Annotated in this window: 22 protein-coding genes and 1 tRNA gene; 6 read left to right on the top strand and 17 right to left on the bottom strand. The window is 28.5% G+C overall.

Annotated elements, in window-relative coordinates; all coding sequences use genetic code 11:
- Window positions 1-5: 5 nt before the first annotated feature.
- The 6 genes from LQE93_RS11745 to LQE93_RS11720 form a co-directional block, all read right to left on the bottom strand.
- Entirely contained in the window at window positions 6-956 is a 951-nt protein-coding gene (locus tag LQE93_RS11745) for a DUF4003 family protein (protein WP_231073806.1), read from the bottom strand.
- Window positions 957-1,160: 204 nt separating this feature from the next.
- The gene (locus tag LQE93_RS11740) at window positions 1,161-1,490 is read right to left on the bottom strand and encodes a hypothetical protein (protein ID WP_055268397.1); all 330 of its coding nucleotides are present in this window, start codon (window positions 1,488-1,490) and stop codon (window positions 1,161-1,163) included.
- A 127-nt stretch (window positions 1,491-1,617) separates the two neighbouring features.
- Window positions 1,618-2,271, bottom strand: a complete 654-nt coding sequence (locus tag LQE93_RS11735) for an anthrax toxin lethal factor-related metalloendopeptidase (protein WP_186838099.1) — start codon at window positions 2,269-2,271, stop codon at window positions 1,618-1,620.
- 295 nt (window positions 2,272-2,566) lie between these two features.
- Window positions 2,567-3,565 (bottom strand): GGGtGRT protein, encoded by a 999-nt coding sequence (locus LQE93_RS11730; RefSeq protein WP_055268401.1) that lies wholly within the window; start codon window positions 3,563-3,565, stop codon window positions 2,567-2,569.
- Between the two features lie 21 nt (window positions 3,566-3,586).
- A complete protein-coding gene (locus LQE93_RS11725) occupies window positions 3,587-4,279 on the bottom strand; it encodes an iron-sulfur cluster assembly scaffold protein (protein ID WP_055268403.1) in 693 nt (230 codons plus the stop codon).
- Window positions 4,280-4,508: 229 nt separating this feature from the next.
- Window positions 4,509-5,327: a ZIP family metal transporter gene (locus LQE93_RS11720; RefSeq protein ID WP_231073804.1), complete on the bottom strand. Its 819-nt coding sequence runs from the start codon at window positions 5,325-5,327 to the stop codon at window positions 4,509-4,511.
- 189 nt (window positions 5,328-5,516) lie between these two features.
- Between LQE93_RS11720 and LQE93_RS11715 the strand changes: the two genes are divergently transcribed.
- Window positions 5,517-5,599 (top strand) — tRNA-Leu (locus tag LQE93_RS11715).
- A 199-nt stretch (window positions 5,600-5,798) separates the two neighbouring features.
- The gene (locus tag LQE93_RS11710; protein ID WP_231073801.1) at window positions 5,799-6,662 is read left to right on the top strand and encodes a S66 family peptidase; all 864 of its coding nucleotides are present in this window, start codon (window positions 5,799-5,801) and stop codon (window positions 6,660-6,662) included.
- Between the two features lie 145 nt (window positions 6,663-6,807).
- Here the strand turns inward: LQE93_RS11710 and LQE93_RS11705 are convergent, their stop codons facing one another.
- Complete coding sequence (locus LQE93_RS11705; RefSeq protein WP_186838120.1) at window positions 6,808-7,029, bottom strand: hypothetical protein; 222 nt, start codon at window positions 7,027-7,029, stop codon at window positions 6,808-6,810.
- 66 nt (window positions 7,030-7,095) lie between these two features.
- Entirely contained in the window at window positions 7,096-7,839 is a 744-nt protein-coding gene (locus tag LQE93_RS11700) for an N-acetylmuramoyl-L-alanine amidase (protein ID WP_186838121.1), read from the bottom strand.
- Between the two features lie 189 nt (window positions 7,840-8,028).
- Between LQE93_RS11700 and LQE93_RS11695 the strand changes: the two genes are divergently transcribed.
- Genes LQE93_RS11695 through LQE93_RS11685 form a run of 3 tightly spaced genes read left to right on the top strand, consistent with a single transcriptional unit; the run spans window position 8,029 to window position 9,897 of the window.
- Entirely contained in the window at window positions 8,029-8,403 is a 375-nt protein-coding gene (locus tag LQE93_RS11695; RefSeq protein ID WP_055268412.1) for a GntR family transcriptional regulator, read from the top strand.
- A 2-nt stretch (window positions 8,404-8,405) separates the two neighbouring features.
- The gene (locus LQE93_RS11690) at window positions 8,406-9,257 is read left to right on the top strand and encodes an ABC transporter ATP-binding protein (protein WP_231073799.1); all 852 of its coding nucleotides are present in this window, start codon (window positions 8,406-8,408) and stop codon (window positions 9,255-9,257) included.
- A gap of 4 nt (window positions 9,258-9,261) precedes the next feature.
- Window positions 9,262-9,897, top strand: a complete 636-nt coding sequence (locus LQE93_RS11685; RefSeq protein ID WP_055268416.1) for an ABC-2 transporter permease — start codon at window positions 9,262-9,264, stop codon at window positions 9,895-9,897.
- A gap of 56 nt (window positions 9,898-9,953) precedes the next feature.
- On the opposite strand, the gene LQE93_RS11680 is transcribed toward LQE93_RS11685, so the two are convergent.
- Window positions 9,954-10,577 (bottom strand): DUF975 family protein, encoded by a 624-nt coding sequence (locus LQE93_RS11680; protein ID WP_186838124.1) that lies wholly within the window; start codon window positions 10,575-10,577, stop codon window positions 9,954-9,956.
- A gap of 92 nt (window positions 10,578-10,669) precedes the next feature.
- Window positions 10,670-11,116 (bottom strand): GNAT family N-acetyltransferase, encoded by a 447-nt coding sequence (locus tag LQE93_RS11675; RefSeq protein ID WP_231073798.1) that lies wholly within the window; start codon window positions 11,114-11,116, stop codon window positions 10,670-10,672.
- Between the two features lie 163 nt (window positions 11,117-11,279).
- Between LQE93_RS11675 and LQE93_RS11670 the strand changes: the two genes are divergently transcribed.
- Entirely contained in the window at window positions 11,280-12,401 is a 1,122-nt protein-coding gene (locus LQE93_RS11670) for an aldo/keto reductase (RefSeq protein ID WP_055267900.1), read from the top strand.
- Between the two features lie 83 nt (window positions 12,402-12,484).
- Here the strand turns inward: LQE93_RS11670 and LQE93_RS11665 are convergent, their stop codons facing one another.
- From LQE93_RS11665 to LQE93_RS11635, 7 genes are all read right to left on the bottom strand, one after another.
- Window positions 12,485-13,315 (bottom strand): DUF4097 family beta strand repeat-containing protein, encoded by an 831-nt coding sequence (locus LQE93_RS11665; RefSeq protein ID WP_231073796.1) that lies wholly within the window; start codon window positions 13,313-13,315, stop codon window positions 12,485-12,487.
- 12 nt (window positions 13,316-13,327) lie between these two features.
- Window positions 13,328-13,906 carry a DUF1700 domain-containing protein gene (locus tag LQE93_RS11660; protein ID WP_231073794.1) on the bottom strand — a complete coding sequence of 193 codons (579 nt, stop codon included), beginning with the start codon at window positions 13,904-13,906 and terminating at the stop codon, window positions 13,328-13,330.
- 1 nt (window position 13,907) lies between these two features.
- Entirely contained in the window at window positions 13,908-14,243 is a 336-nt protein-coding gene (locus tag LQE93_RS11655; RefSeq protein WP_231073792.1) for a PadR family transcriptional regulator, read from the bottom strand.
- Between the two features lie 216 nt (window positions 14,244-14,459).
- Window positions 14,460-14,651, bottom strand: a complete 192-nt coding sequence (locus LQE93_RS11650; protein ID WP_231073791.1) for a hypothetical protein — start codon at window positions 14,649-14,651, stop codon at window positions 14,460-14,462.
- A gap of 74 nt (window positions 14,652-14,725) precedes the next feature.
- Window positions 14,726-15,811, bottom strand: coding sequence for an AI-2E family transporter (locus LQE93_RS11645; RefSeq protein WP_231073789.1), 1,086 nt, complete (start codon window positions 15,809-15,811; stop codon window positions 14,726-14,728).
- A 172-nt stretch (window positions 15,812-15,983) separates the two neighbouring features.
- Window positions 15,984-16,313, bottom strand: a complete 330-nt coding sequence (locus LQE93_RS11640) for a hypothetical protein (RefSeq protein ID WP_055267912.1) — start codon at window positions 16,311-16,313, stop codon at window positions 15,984-15,986.
- A 120-nt stretch (window positions 16,314-16,433) separates the two neighbouring features.
- Entirely contained in the window at window positions 16,434-19,589 is a 3,156-nt protein-coding gene (locus tag LQE93_RS11635; protein WP_231073786.1) for an AAA family ATPase, read from the bottom strand.
- Window positions 19,590-19,594: the final 5 nt, after the last annotated feature.

The raw sequence follows: 19,594 nt of genomic DNA, 5'->3' as shown, positions 1-19,594 counted from the left end.
ACCACCTAGTTTAATACTTCTGAAAACATACCTTTATTTTTACTATTTATAAAAGATAATATTCCATGCGCTAATAACTCATCTATATAAACCTTATTTTCTGAATTATTGCAAAAAGCAATTATTGAAATAGCTATTATAGTTCTGAAACCTTTATCTATATAATATTCGTATTCACTTTCTTGATCACATAGCTCTTCGATTACACCTTCTACTAAATCAACATTTCTTCTCGGATTAATATTGTATAGTATTCCTATAAGCGGTAAAAACTGATTAGCAATCTTTATGTTTCTTTTTTCTAGTTGTTGAATAAACTCTACGCTTCTATACATATGCCCTGATGAACCGTTTAAAAGTATTGCATTAGCTAAACCTTGAATTCCATTTTTAGATCTTATATTAGCATCTGCAATATGCTCAAAAACATTTTCTACAAAGTCATTTATAACGTCTGGCTCAATATCATTTAATGCCCATAAAGCACAAACTAAATAATCATCATCTTGTGTTATATTATAATATTTTTCTTTTAGAACATAATAAGTATCTAGCATCTTCTGTACTAATACTTCTTTATCTTTATCTCTTCCATATCTAGCTAAAACGTACGCAGTAAGAGCCAAATGAGCTCCTTCTACAAATTTTTCTTCTAATATATTCATGTAGTCAAACATATTTTGAATCAATTCTTCTTCTATACTCTTATCTAAAGATGCAATAAGTATTGATATTAAATACAGAACATCTCCTCTAAAAATAGACAGCCTTGGTGTTGATGCTTTTATATACTTTCTAATTTCTTTAATTCTTTCAACTGGTATTTCACTCTCATAATGCGAAAATACTAATGATGCAAAATGGTTTAATAAATCTCCATCATTTCTTAATTCCATCCTTGCAATTTTATAATTGTTAACAGTTAAATTAATTCTATTTAAAATGAAATTTTCCATTATTTTTTACCTCTCCTCATTGGCAATTATCAATAAAAATTTAATTACTTCTACATTATACTATAAAATAGTGTCAATTTTATATCAAAATGATATATGTCATAAATTAATATACTTATATTAAGTAAATTACTTAATACCATTAAACAGTATCATAATTAAAAAGGCTACTTAGTAAATTAAATAGCCTTATACATATATATCCTAAACTCGGATACCTTTGAGATTTAAAGATACTTTTAATTGAAACTTCAAATCATCACTTATTTTATTATCTCCATTTATTAAATTATAAAACTCAATAAAAGTATCCATATATTCTGTGGAATTTTGAATCTTTGGTAATCCATCAATATCACGTATATATTGATATACAAGGTCATTGCTTATATCATTGGAGAATTTTTCCCTGTAGAAATTTATCATTCTCTTATACTTTTTATAAATATTATATTTTTGAGAAGTTGTTATTCGAACTATAACTATAATTGCAACTACTAGTAGAAAAATACCAACCAATAAATATTTCCACACTTAGTTATCACTCCTCTTCTTATAATTTTGTAGGAGTATATAAATTACTGCCTAATATATTATATTCACTTTAACAATTTTTTCTATATTTTTTTATAATTATTCTAAATTATTAACTAAAAAAAATTCAATATTCACTTTTTATCCCTTTTTCTTTAAAATATTTTTGAATGAATTTATACGTTTCTGTTTCTTCTGGTAAAGTTCCTAAAACATACATGGAAAAGCACTGTGCAAAATACTCTTCTGAATTTACTTTTATATACTCATACTTAACATTAAAATTGCGATAATAGAATTTTTCACCATCAGGAAATATTAAATCCTTTTCACTTTCATATATTTTTCTAAATCTATATGTATCTGATATTTTTATAAATGGTAATTCATTATAACTTATAGCATGTCCAATCTCATGAAGCAAAACCACTTCATTACTGTAAGTCTTCTGTATTGTAATAGTCTTGCTTCTATGAGAATATTTTGATGTAACTCTTCCATATTCACTATTCTCACCTATATCATCTGTGGTAGTAATAGTTATTCCTATTCTATATAATTTTCTAATTAACTCTTCTGGAACTCTTCTCAAAGTTTCTTCTATATTAAAATACACAGGTTCAATCATATCCTCAGATTTTAATTCATTTATCATTTCATCAACGGAAATCTTCTTATCCCTGTAGTTATATATCTCTGTTATTGATGGACATAATAATATTATTGTGATAGCCCAAAATGCCATATATATTAATTGTAACCTTATAATTTTTTTCATCATATTTACCTTCAAAAACATATTTTTATAAATAATATGAAAAAAAAAGATTATTTAGACTTGCGGAGCACTTTGTTTATTCATATATAAGATTACTTTTAAAATATACTATATTTACCTTAACAAATACTTAATACATCTCCTACTTCATAGGTGTTATTCATATTTAATTGTATAAATTTCAATTATTAATCTTTACTCTATATTTTTAGATAAAAAATAAACCTCGTTAATTCTTTAAAATCAACGAGGTTTATCTTTTATATTAAAATTCTAATATCTCTATCTGAATTTTTTATTATTTTGCGTGTTCTTCAACAGCAACAGCAACAGCAACTGTCATACCAACCATTGGGTTGTTACCAGCACCGATTAATCCCATCATTTCTACGTGAGCAGGAACTGATGATGATCCAGCGAATTGTGCATCTGAGTGCATTCTTCCCATAGTATCAGTCATACCGTAAGAAGCTGGACCTGCAGCCATGTTATCTGGGTGAAGAGTTCTACCAGTACCACCACCTGATGCAACTGAGAAGTACTTCTTACCTGCTTCTACACATTCTTTCTTGTATGTTCCAGCAACTGGGTGTTGGAATCTTGTTGGGTTAGTTGAGTTACCAGTGATTGATACGTCAACACCTTCGTGATGCATTATAGCAACACCTTCTCTAACGTCGTTTGAACCGTAGCAGTTAACCTTAGCTCTTGGACCGTTTGAGTATGCTTTTGATTGAACAACTTCTAATTTTCCTGTGAAGAAATCGAATTTAGTTTCAACATAAGTGAATCCGTTTATTCTTGAAATTATCTTAGCAGCATCTTTTCCAAGACCGTTTAAGATAACTCTTAATGGTTCTTTTCTTACTTTGTTAGCCTTTTCAGCTATTTTGATTGCACCTTCAGCAGCTGCGAATGATTCGTGTCCTGCTAAGAATGCGAAACATTTAGTTTCTTCTCTTAAAAGCATAGCTCCTAAGTTACCGTGTCCTAAACCAACTTTTCTGTCATCAGCAACAGATCCTGGGATACAGAAAGCTTGTAACCCTTCTCCGATAGCTTCAGCAGCATCAGCAGCCTTTGTGCAACCTTTCTTTATAGCGATTGCTGCACCTAAAACGTAAGCCCAAGCAGCATTTTCGAATGCGATTGGTTGAGTTTCTTTAACAATTGTATATGGATCTATTCCGTATGCATCACATACAGCCTTAGCATCTTCTAATGTTTTCATTCCGTATTTTTCTAATACTGGAGTGATTTGTCCTATTCTTCTTTCATAACTTTCAAATAATGCCATGATTAAATTCCTCCTTACAAATTATTCGTGTCTTGGATCGATTAATTTAACAGCGTCAGCAACTCTTCCGTATTGTCCTGCAGCTTTTTCTAATGCTTCATTAGCATCCATTCCCTTACCGATCATTTCCATCATTTTTCCTAGGTGAACGAACTTGTAACCGATGATTTCATTATCTTCATCTAAAGCGATTTTAGTAATGTATCCTTCAGCCATTTCTAAGTATCTTGGTCCCTTATCTAAAGTTCCGTAAGTAGTACCAACTTGAGATCTTAATCCCTTACCTAAGTCTTCTAAACCAGCTCCTATTGGTAGTCCACCTTCAGAGAAAGCAGTTTGAGATCTTCCGTATACGATTTGTAAGAATAATTCTCTCATTGCTGTATTTATAGCATCACAAACTAAGTCTGTGTTTAAAGCTTCTAATATAGTTCTTCCTGGTAATATTTCTGAAGCCATAGCTGCAGAGTGAGTCATACCTGAACATCCTATTGTTTCTACTAATGCTTCTTGGATAACTCCATCTTTAACATTTAAAGTTAACTTACATCCACCTTGTTGTGGCGCACACCATCCGATACCGTGAGTTAATCCTGAAATGTCTGATATTTGAGTAGCTTGTACCCATCTTCCTTCTACTGGAATTGGAGCACATGCGTGATTTGCGCCTTTAGCAACAACGCACATTTCTTCAACTTCTTTTGAATACATCATATTATATTTCTCCTCCCTAATTTATAAATCATTTAGCTTGTCCGATTAAAGCCAAATTTAATAACTGGGTCAAAATCCATCCCTATGGGATAAATCTATCCTACATCTAATATAATAACAGATGTAAGTCTATGTAACAAGAATATATTATATTTTTTTCTATAATAATTCAATTTAACTGTAAAAAAAAGTGGATTTACCCACTTTTTTTTAGATATTTTTATTTAAATTATCCTAATGCAACATCTAATATCATCATTGTTATAAATCCAAGTATTAACCCTATTGTTGTCAAATTTTTATTTTCTATAGAAGCTTCAGGCAATAATTCTGACCCTACTACTGCTACCATAGCTCCTGCCGAAAAAGCTAATAAAAAAGGTAACATGCTTCTTACAGTAATCGCTGCTACGGCACCAAGAACTCCAGCCACAGGCTCTACTAATCCTGAAAATTGTCCATAAAGAAAACTCTTACCTACTGATAACCCATCTCTTCTTAGAGGAAGTGATACTGCAGCACCTTCCGGAAAGTTTTGAAGTCCAATACCTAATGCTAAAGTAATCGCAGCACCTATTGAAGCACTTGGAATTCCCGCTGCTACACCACCAAAAGCAACTCCTACAGCTAACCCCTCTGGTATATTGTGAAGAGTAACAGCTGTAACTAACAATATGCTCTTTTTATATTTTTTAGCTATTGAATCAACACTTGTTTCATTACTTTTAGTAATAACACCATAAGAATACTTGTCCATCATTTTATCAGCCAATATTATAAATACTCCTCCTGCAAAAAATCCAATTGCAGGTAACATCCATTCACTATAGCCAAGTTCTGTACATAACTCTATAGAAGGATTTAATAATGACCAGAAACTTGCGGCTACCATTACACCAGCACCAAAACCTAACATAGTATTTAGTATTCTTCTATCAACACTTTTAAAGAAAAATACTAAACCAGCACCTAATGCTGTAATAGCCCATGTAAAAATTGTTGCAAATAAACCTTGTAAAACTGGATTTAAATTCATAAACCATTCCATACCTTAGTTTTCCCTTCTAATAACACATAGTTCTACTTATAAACAATATATTGCAAATTACTACAATTAGTTCCTATATTCCGTCTAGTTAACTACTAATTTTAAAAAGATATTTGACTATTTATAAAAATATAAATTTATTGACAATAGTATATGGTATATGTTAACATTATTGATGTAGATTATTGAGTCGGCATGGCGGAACTGGCAGACGCACATGACTCAAAATCATGCGGGAAACCGTGAGGGTTCGATTCCCTCTGCCGGCACCATTTACCAAAACGCATTAACGCCAATAGTTTAAATCACTAGATTTTAACTATTGGCGTTTTTTGTTTTTATCATTTATCCACTCCCTTTTCTTATATTATCTCTAATATTTTTATAATCTAGCAAAAATTAATTTATAAAGTTTCAAATTTAAACTATACTATTATTAATTAAATTTAACTTAAATATAAGGAGGCTAACATGTCGTTACTACAAAAAGGTGATAAAGTTGGTATAGTTGCTTGTTCAAATGGTCAGTCACTTTTAAATAAAGAACGTATAAATGAACTTTTAAAAACTCTTAAATCTATGGATTTAAATCCAATATGTTCTGACTATATTTATGCTAAAAACTCTGTTTTTAATGGATCTGCTAAGGAAAAAGGTGAAAGTTTTATGTCCTTATACAGAAATATCGAAATTAAAGCTATATTTGACATTTCTGGTGGTGACTTAGCTAATGAAGTACTTCCATACTTAGATTACGAATTTATTTCTAAAAATCCAAAGCCAGTATTTGGCTATAGTGATGTAACTACTGTATTGAATGCTATTAATTCACAGGCTTCAATTCCTACATATCTTTATCAAATTAGAAATCTAATATACGATTTTAAAGAGATGCAACAAACAAATTTTGAGAATAGTGTCTTCAATGATAAAAATGACTTATTTAATTTTTCTTATAACTTTATTCAAGGTGAAAAAATTGAAGGTATTGTAGTTGGTGGTAATATTCGCTGTCTTTTAAAATTAGCAGGTACAAAATACATGCCTGATTTTACAGGAAAAGTACTATTTTTAGAAAGTATGGGTGGAGAAGCCGCTCTTATGTCTGCTTTTTTAAATCAACTTAAGCAATTAGGAGTATTTGACAAAATTAACGGTTTAATTCTTGGAACCTTTAGTAAAATGCAAGAAAATAATATTTCACCATCTATAACAGAACTTGCACTAAGTATAATAGACACCCCTACACTCCCTATAGCTAAAACAGAAGAAATAGGCCATAGTAGTAATTCAAAATCTATAATAATAGGTAAAAATATTGTTCTTATAAAATAAAAGAGAGTTGTACCATCACAACTCCCTTTTATTATTATTTCATATTATTTTATTCTATACCATCATCTTTCTTTTTCTTAGTAATTGTAAATCTACTTTTAATTACAAAAAAAGATTATACTAATAAAGAATCATCTATAAAATTTTAAACTTCTATTAATTTATACTTTTTACTTTCTAAGCCCAGCTTTACTGCATAATCTATGCATACTTTCCAGTAAGTTTCTCGATGAGTATTTTTAAAATGATTATTAAAATCATTATTATGCTTATGTCTTTGCTCATCTAAATAGCTTCCTTGTAAAACAATCTGACTATTTACTACATCAGCATAAGCTTTATCTAATGCTACCGGACCATACGACACAAGAATTCCTATATCTGAAGTTATAGCTATATCATTTTCACTATGACAATCTTATTTATTTTAAAATTAAGATTTATAAATATCTACAAAAATGCCTGAATATCCTTTAGTTTCTAATTCCTTTTTTCTTTGTTCTGCATTTGATTTTTCTTTAAAACTTCCACAAACAACTCTATAATACACATCTTCAGTTATAGATGGCTCTCCTGGTTTAGATAGTTCTATCCCACAAATTTTAGCGATATATTTCGCTATTAAAAAGCCTATCTTATCTATATTAGCTTGAATCTTTTTCAAATCACTTGTATCAATAAAACCAACTTCAATTATAGCTAATGATATTCCAAGCCCCCAAGCATATCTTATTTCTTTGTAATAATCTGTATAATCTAAAGTTATCCCATCACTTCTCAAATATATTTTCCCAGTATTATAATCTCTTGATTTAACTCCTCTATTTGCTATACCTAAAGTCTCAGAAATATTTTTAACTAGATTAAAGTCCTCTGTTAAATACTTTTCTCTTGATGGAACAAATATCTCTGTACCTGTTCCTCCTCCAGCATTAATATGAACTGATATGCCTGCCTTAGCTGTATATATATTTCCATCTAAATCATTATCCGCATAATTATTTTCATCTCTATGAATAGATAATGCTGTAGTTTTCAAATAATTAATTGCTGTTGTTACTATTTTGTCTGCTAAATCATTTTCCCTTACTGTTCCATAAACAGCTCCTGGATCATAAACTCCTGTTTTCTCACTAATTCCATGTCCTTCAAAAATGAAAGAATTATAAGTTACCATTTACCTTCACTCCCTTCAAAGTAAAAATGTATTAATTTTTATTATTTTACATTTAAAAAATATGTTAAACTTCTTTAATTTTACTCCTTTAAAATTTTATAATTTTTAATATTCTTATTGACCTACTATCACAATAGTGATACTATGTGTATATAATACATATACACACTTAGGTACGGAGGTGTACACTTGGATATTATTATTAGTAATTCCTCGCCAATAGCACTATATGAGCAAATAGAAAACCAACTTAAAAGTCAGATACTTAATGGGAAATTAAAACCTGGTGATCCTCTTCCTTCTATAAGAACATTAGCTAGAGAGCTAAAGGTAAGTATAATAACTTCAAAAAGGGCTTATGAAGAATTAGAAAAAGACGGGTTTATACAAACTGTTGTAGGTAAGGGAACTTTTGTTTCTGGTGCTAATTCAGAAAGATTAAAAGAAGCTGCTATGGCAGAAATGGAAAGCAAATTAGAAGAATTAATAATTTCAGCAAAATCTCTAGGATTATCTTTAGAAGAATGTATTGAGATATTTAAAAGTATTTATGAGGAGGTATAAATATGAATGCTATTAAAATTAAAAATTTACAAAAAGACTATAAGGATTTTTCACTAAATATAAAAGAACTAAATGTTCCTACTGGATATATTACAGGTTTCATAGGGCCTAACGGTTCTGGAAAAACAACTACTATTAAATCTATTTTAGGAATGGTTAAACCTACTAATGGAAATATAGAAGTTCTTGATTGTGACATTTCTAAAGATATAAAAATTAAACAAGATATAGCCTATGTTGGAGATGTATCTGGTTTTTTAGAAGAAAGTAAAATATCTAATCTTCATAAAGTAATTTCAAATTTTTATTCAAATTGGGATGAAGAGCTATATAAAAAATACATTAATGAATTCAAAGTAAATGAAGATAAAGCATATAAAGATCTTTCAAAAGGACAAAAAAAGCAATTTGAACTTATTATGGCTTTAAGTCATCATCCAAAGCTTCTTATTATGGATGAACCAACTTCTAGCTTAGACCCACTTATAAGAAATGACTTTCTAGAATTGATGCAACGTCATATGGAACTTGATAATATGACAGTTTTTTATTCAACCCATATTACTACTGACTTAGATAAAGCTGCTGATTATATTGTAATGATTTATAATGGCAATATAATTCTTCAAGATGAAAAAGATTCAATATTAGAAAATCACATTATAGTTAAAATCAAAAAAGACCTTTTAGATAATAATCTTCGAAAAGAATTTATTTCTTTAAAAGAAAATTCTTTTAGCTTCGAAGGTCTTATGAGTAATAAAGATAAGGCATATGAACTTTTCGGTGATGAAGCTATTTATGAAAAATGTACTCTAGAAGATATATTAATGTATTATACAAGGAGGGCTTAAGGATATGAAAAATTTAATAAATTTACTTAAACTTCAATACAATTCACTTTTTGCATTAAAGAAAAGCTTATTAATTCTTGTAGTTATGGCTATATTTTTTGCAGTATTTCAGCCATTTATGATAGTTTTTGCAGGTGCTATGTTTTTAATGATTTCATGTTATTCTTTAGTCTTCTATGAAGAAAGAAGTAAAATGAACTATTTAATATATTCTCTTCCTATAACTACTAATGAGTATATTTTATCTAAATATATTTTTGGTTTATTAAATACAATTATATCTATGGGAATATCAGTACTTTTAGCTTCAATAATAAAATTTATTGGATATAGCTCTGATGTAAACTCTATGCCGATATATGCTATAGCTCTTTCCACATTATCTATAGGCATATTTTTCTTAGCAATAGTTCAGCCAGCTGCTTTATTATTAGGAACTGAAAAAGGAAGATATATACTTGTATTTTTAGCAGTACTTCCTATTACTTTTTCTACTTCATTAGTTCAATTATTACCTGAAATAAATATAACTATTAGTCCAACTATGATAGGAATATTAATAGTCCTAGCTTCAATAACAATACTATTAGCTTCATATTTTATTACATGTAATAGATTTTCAAAAAAAGAAGTATCCTAGAAAAATATTATATGTCAATACAAAAGACCTTAGTATCTTAACTAAGGTCTTATCATCTAATACATTTTATTCCCTTTTAAACTTAAATAATAATTAGCTTCAGTAAGTTTCTGATATGGGGCAACCCAAAGTCCTCCTATCCCTAATGTCAATGCAGCTACTATCCACCATCCTATAAATGATAATTCTAAAACAAAAAAATCTGCCTTATAACCCTTCATCATCTCTGTACTTTCACTTAAACATTGTGTTATTGATTTGCTACTATCTTCAGCTAGTATAAAGAATGCTTGTGAAAACATTAATGCTACAATTATCCCTGGTACTATAAATAAAATAGTTCCAATAGCAACAGCAAGTGAAATCAAGATATTTAATCCTAATGTTTTAAGATATATATTAAAGTATGAAAATAGATTTTCTACCTTTGGTTTTTCTATGTTGGTTGCAAGATTTAATAATAATTTACATAATCCAGTAGTTATAACTCCACCTAAAAATAAAGATAATAGATTAACAGGAACGGAAAGTGTTAATCCATCTAATCCAAATCTTTCACCGATATTATAAATCACATCAAAATCTGTAAAAATTGCTGCTAATAATACTGCTCCAATGGCTATTCCCCAATTGCCTCTTAATTGTTCCTTAGCTCTAAACTTTAATTCTGATCTTTCCATAAAATCACCCCTTTTTATATAAATCATATTATTATTTGTTTATAAATATACATATAATCACCTTAATTAATTTACATCACTTAGGTTAATACTTATTTCTCATATTCATACATATAATAATTACACTTTTCCATACCTAAAGACTCATAAGTCTTTTGAGCATTATGATTTTCAAATTCTACATATAGCCTTACACCACATATATTTTCATCTTTATCACACATTTCTTTTACATGATTGTACAATCTTCTAAATACCCTTTGTCCTCTATACTCCTTATCTACATATACACTTTGTACCCATATAAATAAACCATTTCTCCAATCACTCCATTCATATGTATACATAATTTGCCCCACTACTTCATCATTTATTTCACAGACATGATACACACCTTTTCTTTTATCTTCTAGTAATGCTCTTACTCCGCTACGTAATATATTCTTATCTAATCTCTTGTCTTCTGTCTCAAAAGCTAAATTATAGTTAAATTCTACAATCCTTTCTAAATCTTTAAGTTCAGCTTTTCTAATTATCATACATTGCCTCCTATTTCAATCCTTAAACCTTAATTTTATTATTATAATAATTTTATATAATTATAATATAATAACCTTTATTGTTAAACATTATTTTACTTTATATTTAATTTTATCCTTTTATGTTATAATGATTTTTATACTATTGTTTTAGGAGGAAATTATGTTATATAGAGAATATGGTCAAACTCATGAGAAAGTATCTATACTTGGTTTTGGATGTATGCGTTTTCCAACCATAGATAATAAAATTGATGAAGAAAAATCTACAGAAATGATTCAATACGCTTTATCTAAAGGAGTTAATTATTTTGATACTGCTTATACTTATCATAATAGCGAATCTGAATCTTTTGTTGGTAAAGCTTTAGAGCATTGCCGTAAAGATATATTTATAGCTACTAAATTGCCAAGTTGGTTAATAAGTAGTAGAGATGATATGGATAGAATATTTAATGAGCAGCTAAATAGGCTAAGAACTGACTATATAGATTTTTATTTAGTACATGCTTTAAATAAAGAGTATTTCACAAATTTAAAGGATAATGGTTTATTTGAGTTTCTTGATTCTATTAAGAAAAGTGGTAAAGCACATCATATCGGATTCTCATTCCACGATTCTCTGGATGTTTTTAAAGAAATAGTTGATTCTTATGATTGGGAATTCTGTCAAATCCAATATAATTATCTAGATACAGATTATCAAGCTGGAACTGAAGGTTTAGAGTATGCTGCTAACAAAGGACTTGGTATAGCTATAATGGAACCTTTACGTGGTGGTAAACTTGCTTCCAATATTCCTAACGATATCCAAGATTTATGGGATACAGCAAATAATAAAAGAAATCCTGTAGAATGGGCATTAAAATACTTATGGAATGATTCGCGAATTAGCGTAGTCTTGTCTGGAATGAGCAGTTTTTCTAATATTATAGATAACATTAACTTTGCAGAAACATCAACTCCTAATTGTCTAAATGAAGAAGAGCTTAATTTAATTAGTAAGGTTACATCTTCTTATAAAGCAAAAATCAAAGTAAATTGTACTGAATGTAAATATTGTATGCCTTGTCCAGTTGGTGTAAATATCCCTAGAAATTTTGATTTATTAAATAAGGCTTCATTATTTGAAGATATAGAAAGCAGTAAAAAATCTTACAATTCAATGTCTGAAGAAAGTAAAGCAATTTCTTGCGTAAAATGTGGTAAATGTGAGAAGCTTTGTCCTCAAAGCATTAGAATTAGAGAAAAACTTGAAGAGGTCGTTAATACACTAGGAAAATAAAATCCTAACTAACACTAAAAAGAAATATGCCTTCGGCTGATAAACTTATCTATGCCGTAGGCATAAGTTCTATTTTCTATTTTCTATTTTCTATTTTTATAATTTGCATTTACAGTTTCTTTTCCATTAGTTGTATTAACATCTAAGTTTTCTATTTGATAATTCTTATCTTCATTTTCTAATGTTATAGCTCCATTTGTAGTTCTAAGTATAATATCCTTACTATAACAATTATATGCTTTTATAAGACCATTTGTAGTTCTTACTCTTATATCATTTGATTTTATATCCTCTATATCAACTAATCCATTAGTAGTTTCAAAACTAATAGATTCTGCGTTTATATCTTCAGCTACAACTCTACCGTTATTAGTATTTATTTTAACTTCACCTTCAACTGTTATATCACCTATTTCAAAGTTTCCATTTGTAGTTTCAATATCAATATTACTTGCTTTAATATCATTTATCTCTATATTTCCATTAGTTGCTTCTACAGTATAGTTCCCAATTATACTTTCTGGAACAATTATCTCTACAGTACCAGCAATACTTGAAAAATCAAAAAGATTTATAGTTCCATAGCTTTCTTTTCTTTTTATATTTATAGTATCTTCATTACTATCTATTGTAAATTTATCATTTTCATTATTATACCAGCAATTAACTATTATCCTATTATTAGTCCCACTATAAATTTCAACCTTAGTATTGGGAACATTTAAGTTAAATTTAATATTACTACTAACTACATCTATTTCTTGCGTAAACGATTCAGCTACACCATTAAACTTTACTCCATAATTACCAAAACTGATTCCTCTAAAAGCTTCTCCTGTTGCTAATAGTCCAATGCTTCCTACAATTAACATAATAACCGCTAGTATAGACGATATTAAAAAATACTTCTTCACCTTTTATCCCCCCTAAGATATTAAGCTTATATTCCACTTAACATATTTAATCATTAATTTAACCATTCCAATAGCTATTGCAAGTGCAGCATTAAATAATAATATTCCTACACCAGCCATAACAAAAGTCTTTAATAATCTGATTCCAATATTTACACTAGTATTTAAAAATAATATTGCTAAAGAACTTCCAGCTACTGCAATTCCGCTTACCCCTACTGAAAATGCAGCTACTCCAACTCCAAATACTACCCATGCTAAAAATAAAAAATTAACTATCTGCATAAATACAAACAAGGCAATATTCCCACTTTTAACTTTTTTAGCTTCATAATTACTTTCATTTACTCTATATTGAGCCTCTGTATTCTTATATTCTTTACTATTATCTTCATAGCCAAGCTCTTCGATATATTGTTTTGCTATTTCTTTTGGATCTCCCAATTTATTTAATATTTGTTCTAAAGATTCACCTTCATCTAATAGCTCATTTATATGCATACTATAATCTTCGATTATATTTTCTATTTCTTCTTTTGGTAATATTGATAAATTGCTTCTAAGGTTATATAAGAATTCACCTTTAGTCATTTTATTCACCTTCCTTACTATCTTTATATTCATAACTTAAAACCTTATTAACACTTACTACAAACTCACTCCACCCTTTTACCATATTCTCATAATGAATCTTTCCTTCTTCTGTAATCTTATAGTATTTTCTCTCCTTGCTACCTTCGCACACTTTAGTATAAGTCGAAAAATTACCTTCCTTTGTAAGTCTTCTCAATATAGGATATATAGTATTTTCTGTAACATCCATATCTGCTTCTATCTCCTTAACTACCTCATATCCATACATATCCTTCTTTGAAATAAGAGATAGAACACATAACTCTATAATTCCTTTTTTGAACTGAGTATTCATTTCCTCACCTCTTCACAACTTATTGTGTATTACACAGTATATTATATTACTATACTGTGTAATACACAATACTTTTTTATATTTTTTTCCATATTCATTGTAAAAATACTCATTACCGTAATACAGTTCATCATAATCATATATTAATTTAAACTTATTTATTATTAATTAAATAAGGAGCTATGCATTTGCAACAGCTCCTTATATTACTTACTTTTATTTCATCTTCTTTAATGCCTTTTTCATTTCATTTAATGATGAAGAAAAATTCTTCTTTACAGCATCTCCTAAATCTTCTATCTCATCAATGATATTGGATACTTCATCTGCAATTTCCTCAGTCATTCTTCCTTTTTTAATCACTTTCATCAATCCATTTATTTTCTTTTCTAACTTTTCGTGAGCCATAAAATTAAACCTCCAAGTAAAAAAATAAATATTTCATAGAATATTTTATCCATTTTTACTACTTTAATTCACTACTATTTTACTGTCTGGTATAATAAAAAGGCTCCTATAAAATAAAACATTCCTAAAAACCCTAATGGAGTTATTGCTATAAATAACCCAATTATCATAACTATAGGATGAACACCTATGAATGAAGCTACAAGATTTTGCTCTAATAACTGTCTCACTAATGCAACAATCACATATCCAATTAAAAGTATTATTGCTGCTGTTTTACTTCCGCTAAAATACATAATTATTGCTAAAATTCCATATACAAGGCCAGCTCCTATTATTGGTAAAAAATCCAAAACGGCAGTTAAAATTGCTAATGGTAAAGCATAACTTACTCTAGCTAATGTAAATATCACAGAACTTATAAAAGCTATCACTAGCATAATTAATAAATATGCTTTAATATATCCACCAAAAACAGAATTCATTTTATCTTTAACAGTTGAAAATAGCTTATGTCCTTTTTCAGAAAATATGTTTTTAACTCCTATTTGAATGTTTTCTATTTCCTTTGTAAAGAAATACGTTGATATCAATGTAACAATAACTGTTATAAGTGCTCCTGGAATTGAGCCAGCAAGACTTAGCATTTTCTTTCCTAAAGTTGTTGCAAAACTACTAATAACTTTTACTATAGTCATAATGCCTTCATTTATTTTTTCAACAATACTTGGGTCTAAATTATTTAATCCTGCTAATATGCTACCAACAAAACTATCTATAGCATTTATTATTTCCTCCACTGTTGATGGATTAGTTAAATACTCTAAAAGCTTTCCTGTCTGCAAAATTATTTCATAAAGAATTGCACCTAATGCTGATAACATAAGAATAACTATTGTTATTGTCAATAAAAATGAAACAAATCCATTTGTTAGTTTAATTTTCTTACTATTTTTATTTAATAATAATATTTTATTCTTTATAGGTTTTAGCAATATCGCTATTATAAAAGCTATTACAAAAGGAAATGCATATTTTAAACTAACAGCTAAAAGTATAAATCCTAATGTATATATTATTAAAAATTTTACAACTTTTTTTGCCCAATTTATAAAATCTTGAGAAATATATTCTAAAATACTGCCCCTTTTTAAATCCACATCTATTATCCTTTCTTAATTTAAATTATATCAATTATTATGTAACAAGTAAAAAAATGTAACCTAAACCATAGGTTAAAATTCAACTACATCGAGGTGAAAAGACTACTGTCGCGTCAGTGCCTTTTCACCTTTGATGAAGTTAAACTTTCCTAAGGTTCATCATACTCTATTATAAAAATTCTCTTAATAAATCTTTTCTTGCTTCATATAATTCTTCTTCATTTTCTTTTAAGTCATTCCAATATTCACTATTCCTGTGTAAAGCCTTTAGCATTTTAGTTACTTTCTTACTAGTTACATCATTATCTCTTGCTAATGTTGCAACTGTTAAAACAAAAGTCCCCACATCCTGTGGATCATCTAGAAGGTTATCATTGCTAGCTATTAACTCATCTATAGCCTCAGCTTCATCCATTCCTTCCATTAAGTAACGTTCAAATTCTTCTTTAATATCAACTGCTAAATCATCATCATAAATATCTAATCCCCAAACACCCATATCAAGTCCCTCCTTATATTTAACTTAATATTTTTTTAATTAACCACACTTGTTGATATTATATGACCTTAGTATTTATAGTATTATATGAAACTTCTTAAATTGTGCTATTTTTTTATATTATTTAATTATGAAATTTGCGTGACTTCCATCTTTTCCTGGCGTTATTTCAAGCCTTGCATCCACTCTTTCCTTTAACTCTGGAACATGGGATATTACCCCTACTAATCTACCTAAGTCTTGAAGATCCATTAAAGCACTTATTGCATTATCTAAACTTTCTGAATCTAAAGTTCCAAAGCCTTCATCTACAAACATAGTATCAATTTGTACGCCACCTGCATATGACTGAATAACATCTGCAAGACCTAAGGCTAATGCTAAAGAAGCTTTAAATCCTTCTCCTCCAGATAAAGTTTTAACATGTCTTTCTTTCCCAGTGTATGCATCTATTACTTCAAGTTCTAATCCTGATTGTTTTTGTCCCTTTTCCCTACTTTCTTTACGCTTTAAAGTATACCTCGAATTAGTCATTTTGCTTAATCTACTATTAGCAGCTCTTATAATATCATCAAAATATGCTGCTAATACATATCTTTCAAAGGTAATTCTCTCTGCATTATTACCTTTTGCTAATTCTGCAAGTTCGCCTATAACTTTATATTTTGCCTCATCTCCTTGTATTTTAGTTGTAATATCCTCTATACTTCTTAAACTACTCCTATTGTTACTTATTCTTGAATATATTTCTTTTGATTCTTTATTTAATAAAGTTATTTCATTAAGCTTTTCATTTATTAAAATATCATATTCTTTTAAATCTACTTTTATCATGTTTTGAGTTTCTTCACTTATTCTTTTAAACTCATCCTTTTTAGACGTTAACTTATTATAATACTCTCTTATATATGTATCTTTTACATTTATCTCATTATCACTTCTCTTAGCGTTATTATAATCATCTATATCCTTAAATAAGCTTTCTTGTATCTTTTGATTAAATATAAGTTTTTTATTACCTACTTCATCTAAATACCTTTCATTAAGCTCAGTATAATTGACTACATCTTGCTTTAATTTTGTTAAAGTATCTTTAATATCATTAAATTCTTTTTTAGTTAATTCTAAGTTCTCTTCTAATTCTCTTATTTTAGATGTAATTCTAACATCCTGCATTCTAAGTAAATTATCATCTTTTATATCCTCTGGTAATATTGATTTAGCCTCAGCTAAAAGACCTTCTTCCCTTGTTAAACTACCTAAGCTATTTTGTTGTCTTTTTTTAGCTTCTTCAATTTTACTTTCTTCTATCTTTATTCTCTCTTCTAATGCTTTAATCTCTTTATTAACATTATCTTTATTTATTATAACTTTAGAAATTTTATCTTTTTCTTCTGTTAATTCTTCAATCTCATTTTTAAGCTTTATTCCACTTTCAGTTACAGCTTTTTTCATCTCATCAAATTGAAGTTTTATATCACCATTAAAATTAACAACATCCTTTATTTCATCTAATGCTGCTTTAATTCCCTCTTCTAGCATTGAATCATTAGTAGCTTTTTTTATTGCAAGCTCTTTCAACGCTTTATCATAAGCATTCTTTTCAGCTTCATAAATATCCTTTAATTCTTTAAGCTTCTCTTCAGTTGGTACATTTTCTTGCATTTTAGCTAGATTAGGATGACTAGTTGAACCACATACCGGGCACTTACTACCCTCATCTAAGTTTAAAGCTAAGATTCCAGCCAATCCCTTTCTAAATAAAAGATCACCGTTTTCATATTCCTCTTTTTTCATTAAGTATTTTTTTTCTAAACTCACTACCCTTAAAGCTTCTTCGTTATATATTTTAATTCCATTTTCGTAAGCTAGAATCTTCTTAAATACTGACTTAGCTTTTAATATTAAAGCTTCCTTTTCTCTTAAAGAGTTACTAACTCTTACAAATAATACTTCATTCTCAGCTATACTTTGTTGTATTTCTCTATCCTTTTCAAGCTTTTCCTTATCGCCCTTTAAGTCATTTTCTAAAAGCTCAATATTTTTTGTTTGTCTATTTAGTTCATCTGTAAGTTGTTTTACTAATATTTCTTTTTCCTTATAAATCTTAAACTTCTCAAGTTTCTTTTCAACTTCCAGTTTTTCCTTTATTAAAGCATCCTTTTGCTTTATTTCTAATTCTGCCTTTTCATAAGCTTTATTTTTAACATTAAAAATAATTTCACTATCAACTAAAGCTTTCTTACTACTTTCTAATCTTGTAGTATTATCTTTTAATTTTTCTTCGGCTTCAACTACTGATTTTTCTAGATGAATAATATCCTTTGCTTTTTTAGCTTTCTCTAGTAAAACCTCTTCTTTCTTAATCTCTTCTTCCTTATAATTTAATAACTCTAGTTCATTAGATACCCTATCTTTTAACAGAAGCTTTTTATTATCTTCTTCAGCTTTAAATCTATTTTCTTCTATTCTCTTTTTGTCCTCATTTAATTTTTCTATCTTTGTGTTAATTTCTTTTTCATCAGATTTATCTTTTTCAATAAGAGCTTTAGTTAATTTAATAATCTCTAATACATCTTTGTCTACACTATTTATCAATTTTCTTAGCTCATCATTTACTACTGGATCTATTTTACTAATAAAAGCATCTCTTCTTTGTTTTTCCGATAAAACTCTATTTCTAAGTTCTGTACTTTTATCATCTAATTTCTTTTGAATACTAAGAAATCTTTCTGTTCCAAATATATTTCTGAATATCGGCTCTTTATCCTTACTTTCAGCTTCTAATAATTTTTTAAATTCACCTTGTGGAAGCATAACTATTTGTTTAAATTGGCTAGCATTTAACCCCAAAATTTGCTGTATCTTTTCTGTTGCCTCTGATGGTCTTGATATTACTGTTTCATCATCTAAATAGAGTTCTGCTTCGTGCTTTTTATCTATTTGCTTAATAGTACCATTTTTATATACCTTATCTACAGTTTGAGTTGGTTTTCTAATTATCTTATATTTTTTCCCTTTTGCTAAAAATTCTAATTCTACATACGCAATATCTGTTCCTTTAGCATGATGGCTTTTTAATGACTCCATAGTCCTACTTGTGCCACTTGCCTCTCCAAATAATGCAAATGATATAGCATCAAAGATAGTGGTCTTTCCTGCTCCAGTAGGTCCTGATATAACAAATATATTACTCCCTTTTATTTTAGTAAAATCTATTTCTTCCTTTCCTGCATAAGGTCCAAAAGCATTTATTATAAGCTTTAATGGTCTCATATATC

Origin of the sequence: Clostridium sp. NSJ-145 (genome assembly GCF_021044725.1) — a bacterium.
Classification (GTDB): Bacteria; Bacillota; Clostridia; order Clostridiales; family Clostridiaceae; genus Clostridium; species Clostridium disporicum_B.
This window is presented reverse-complemented; position numbering and strand designations above follow the sequence as displayed.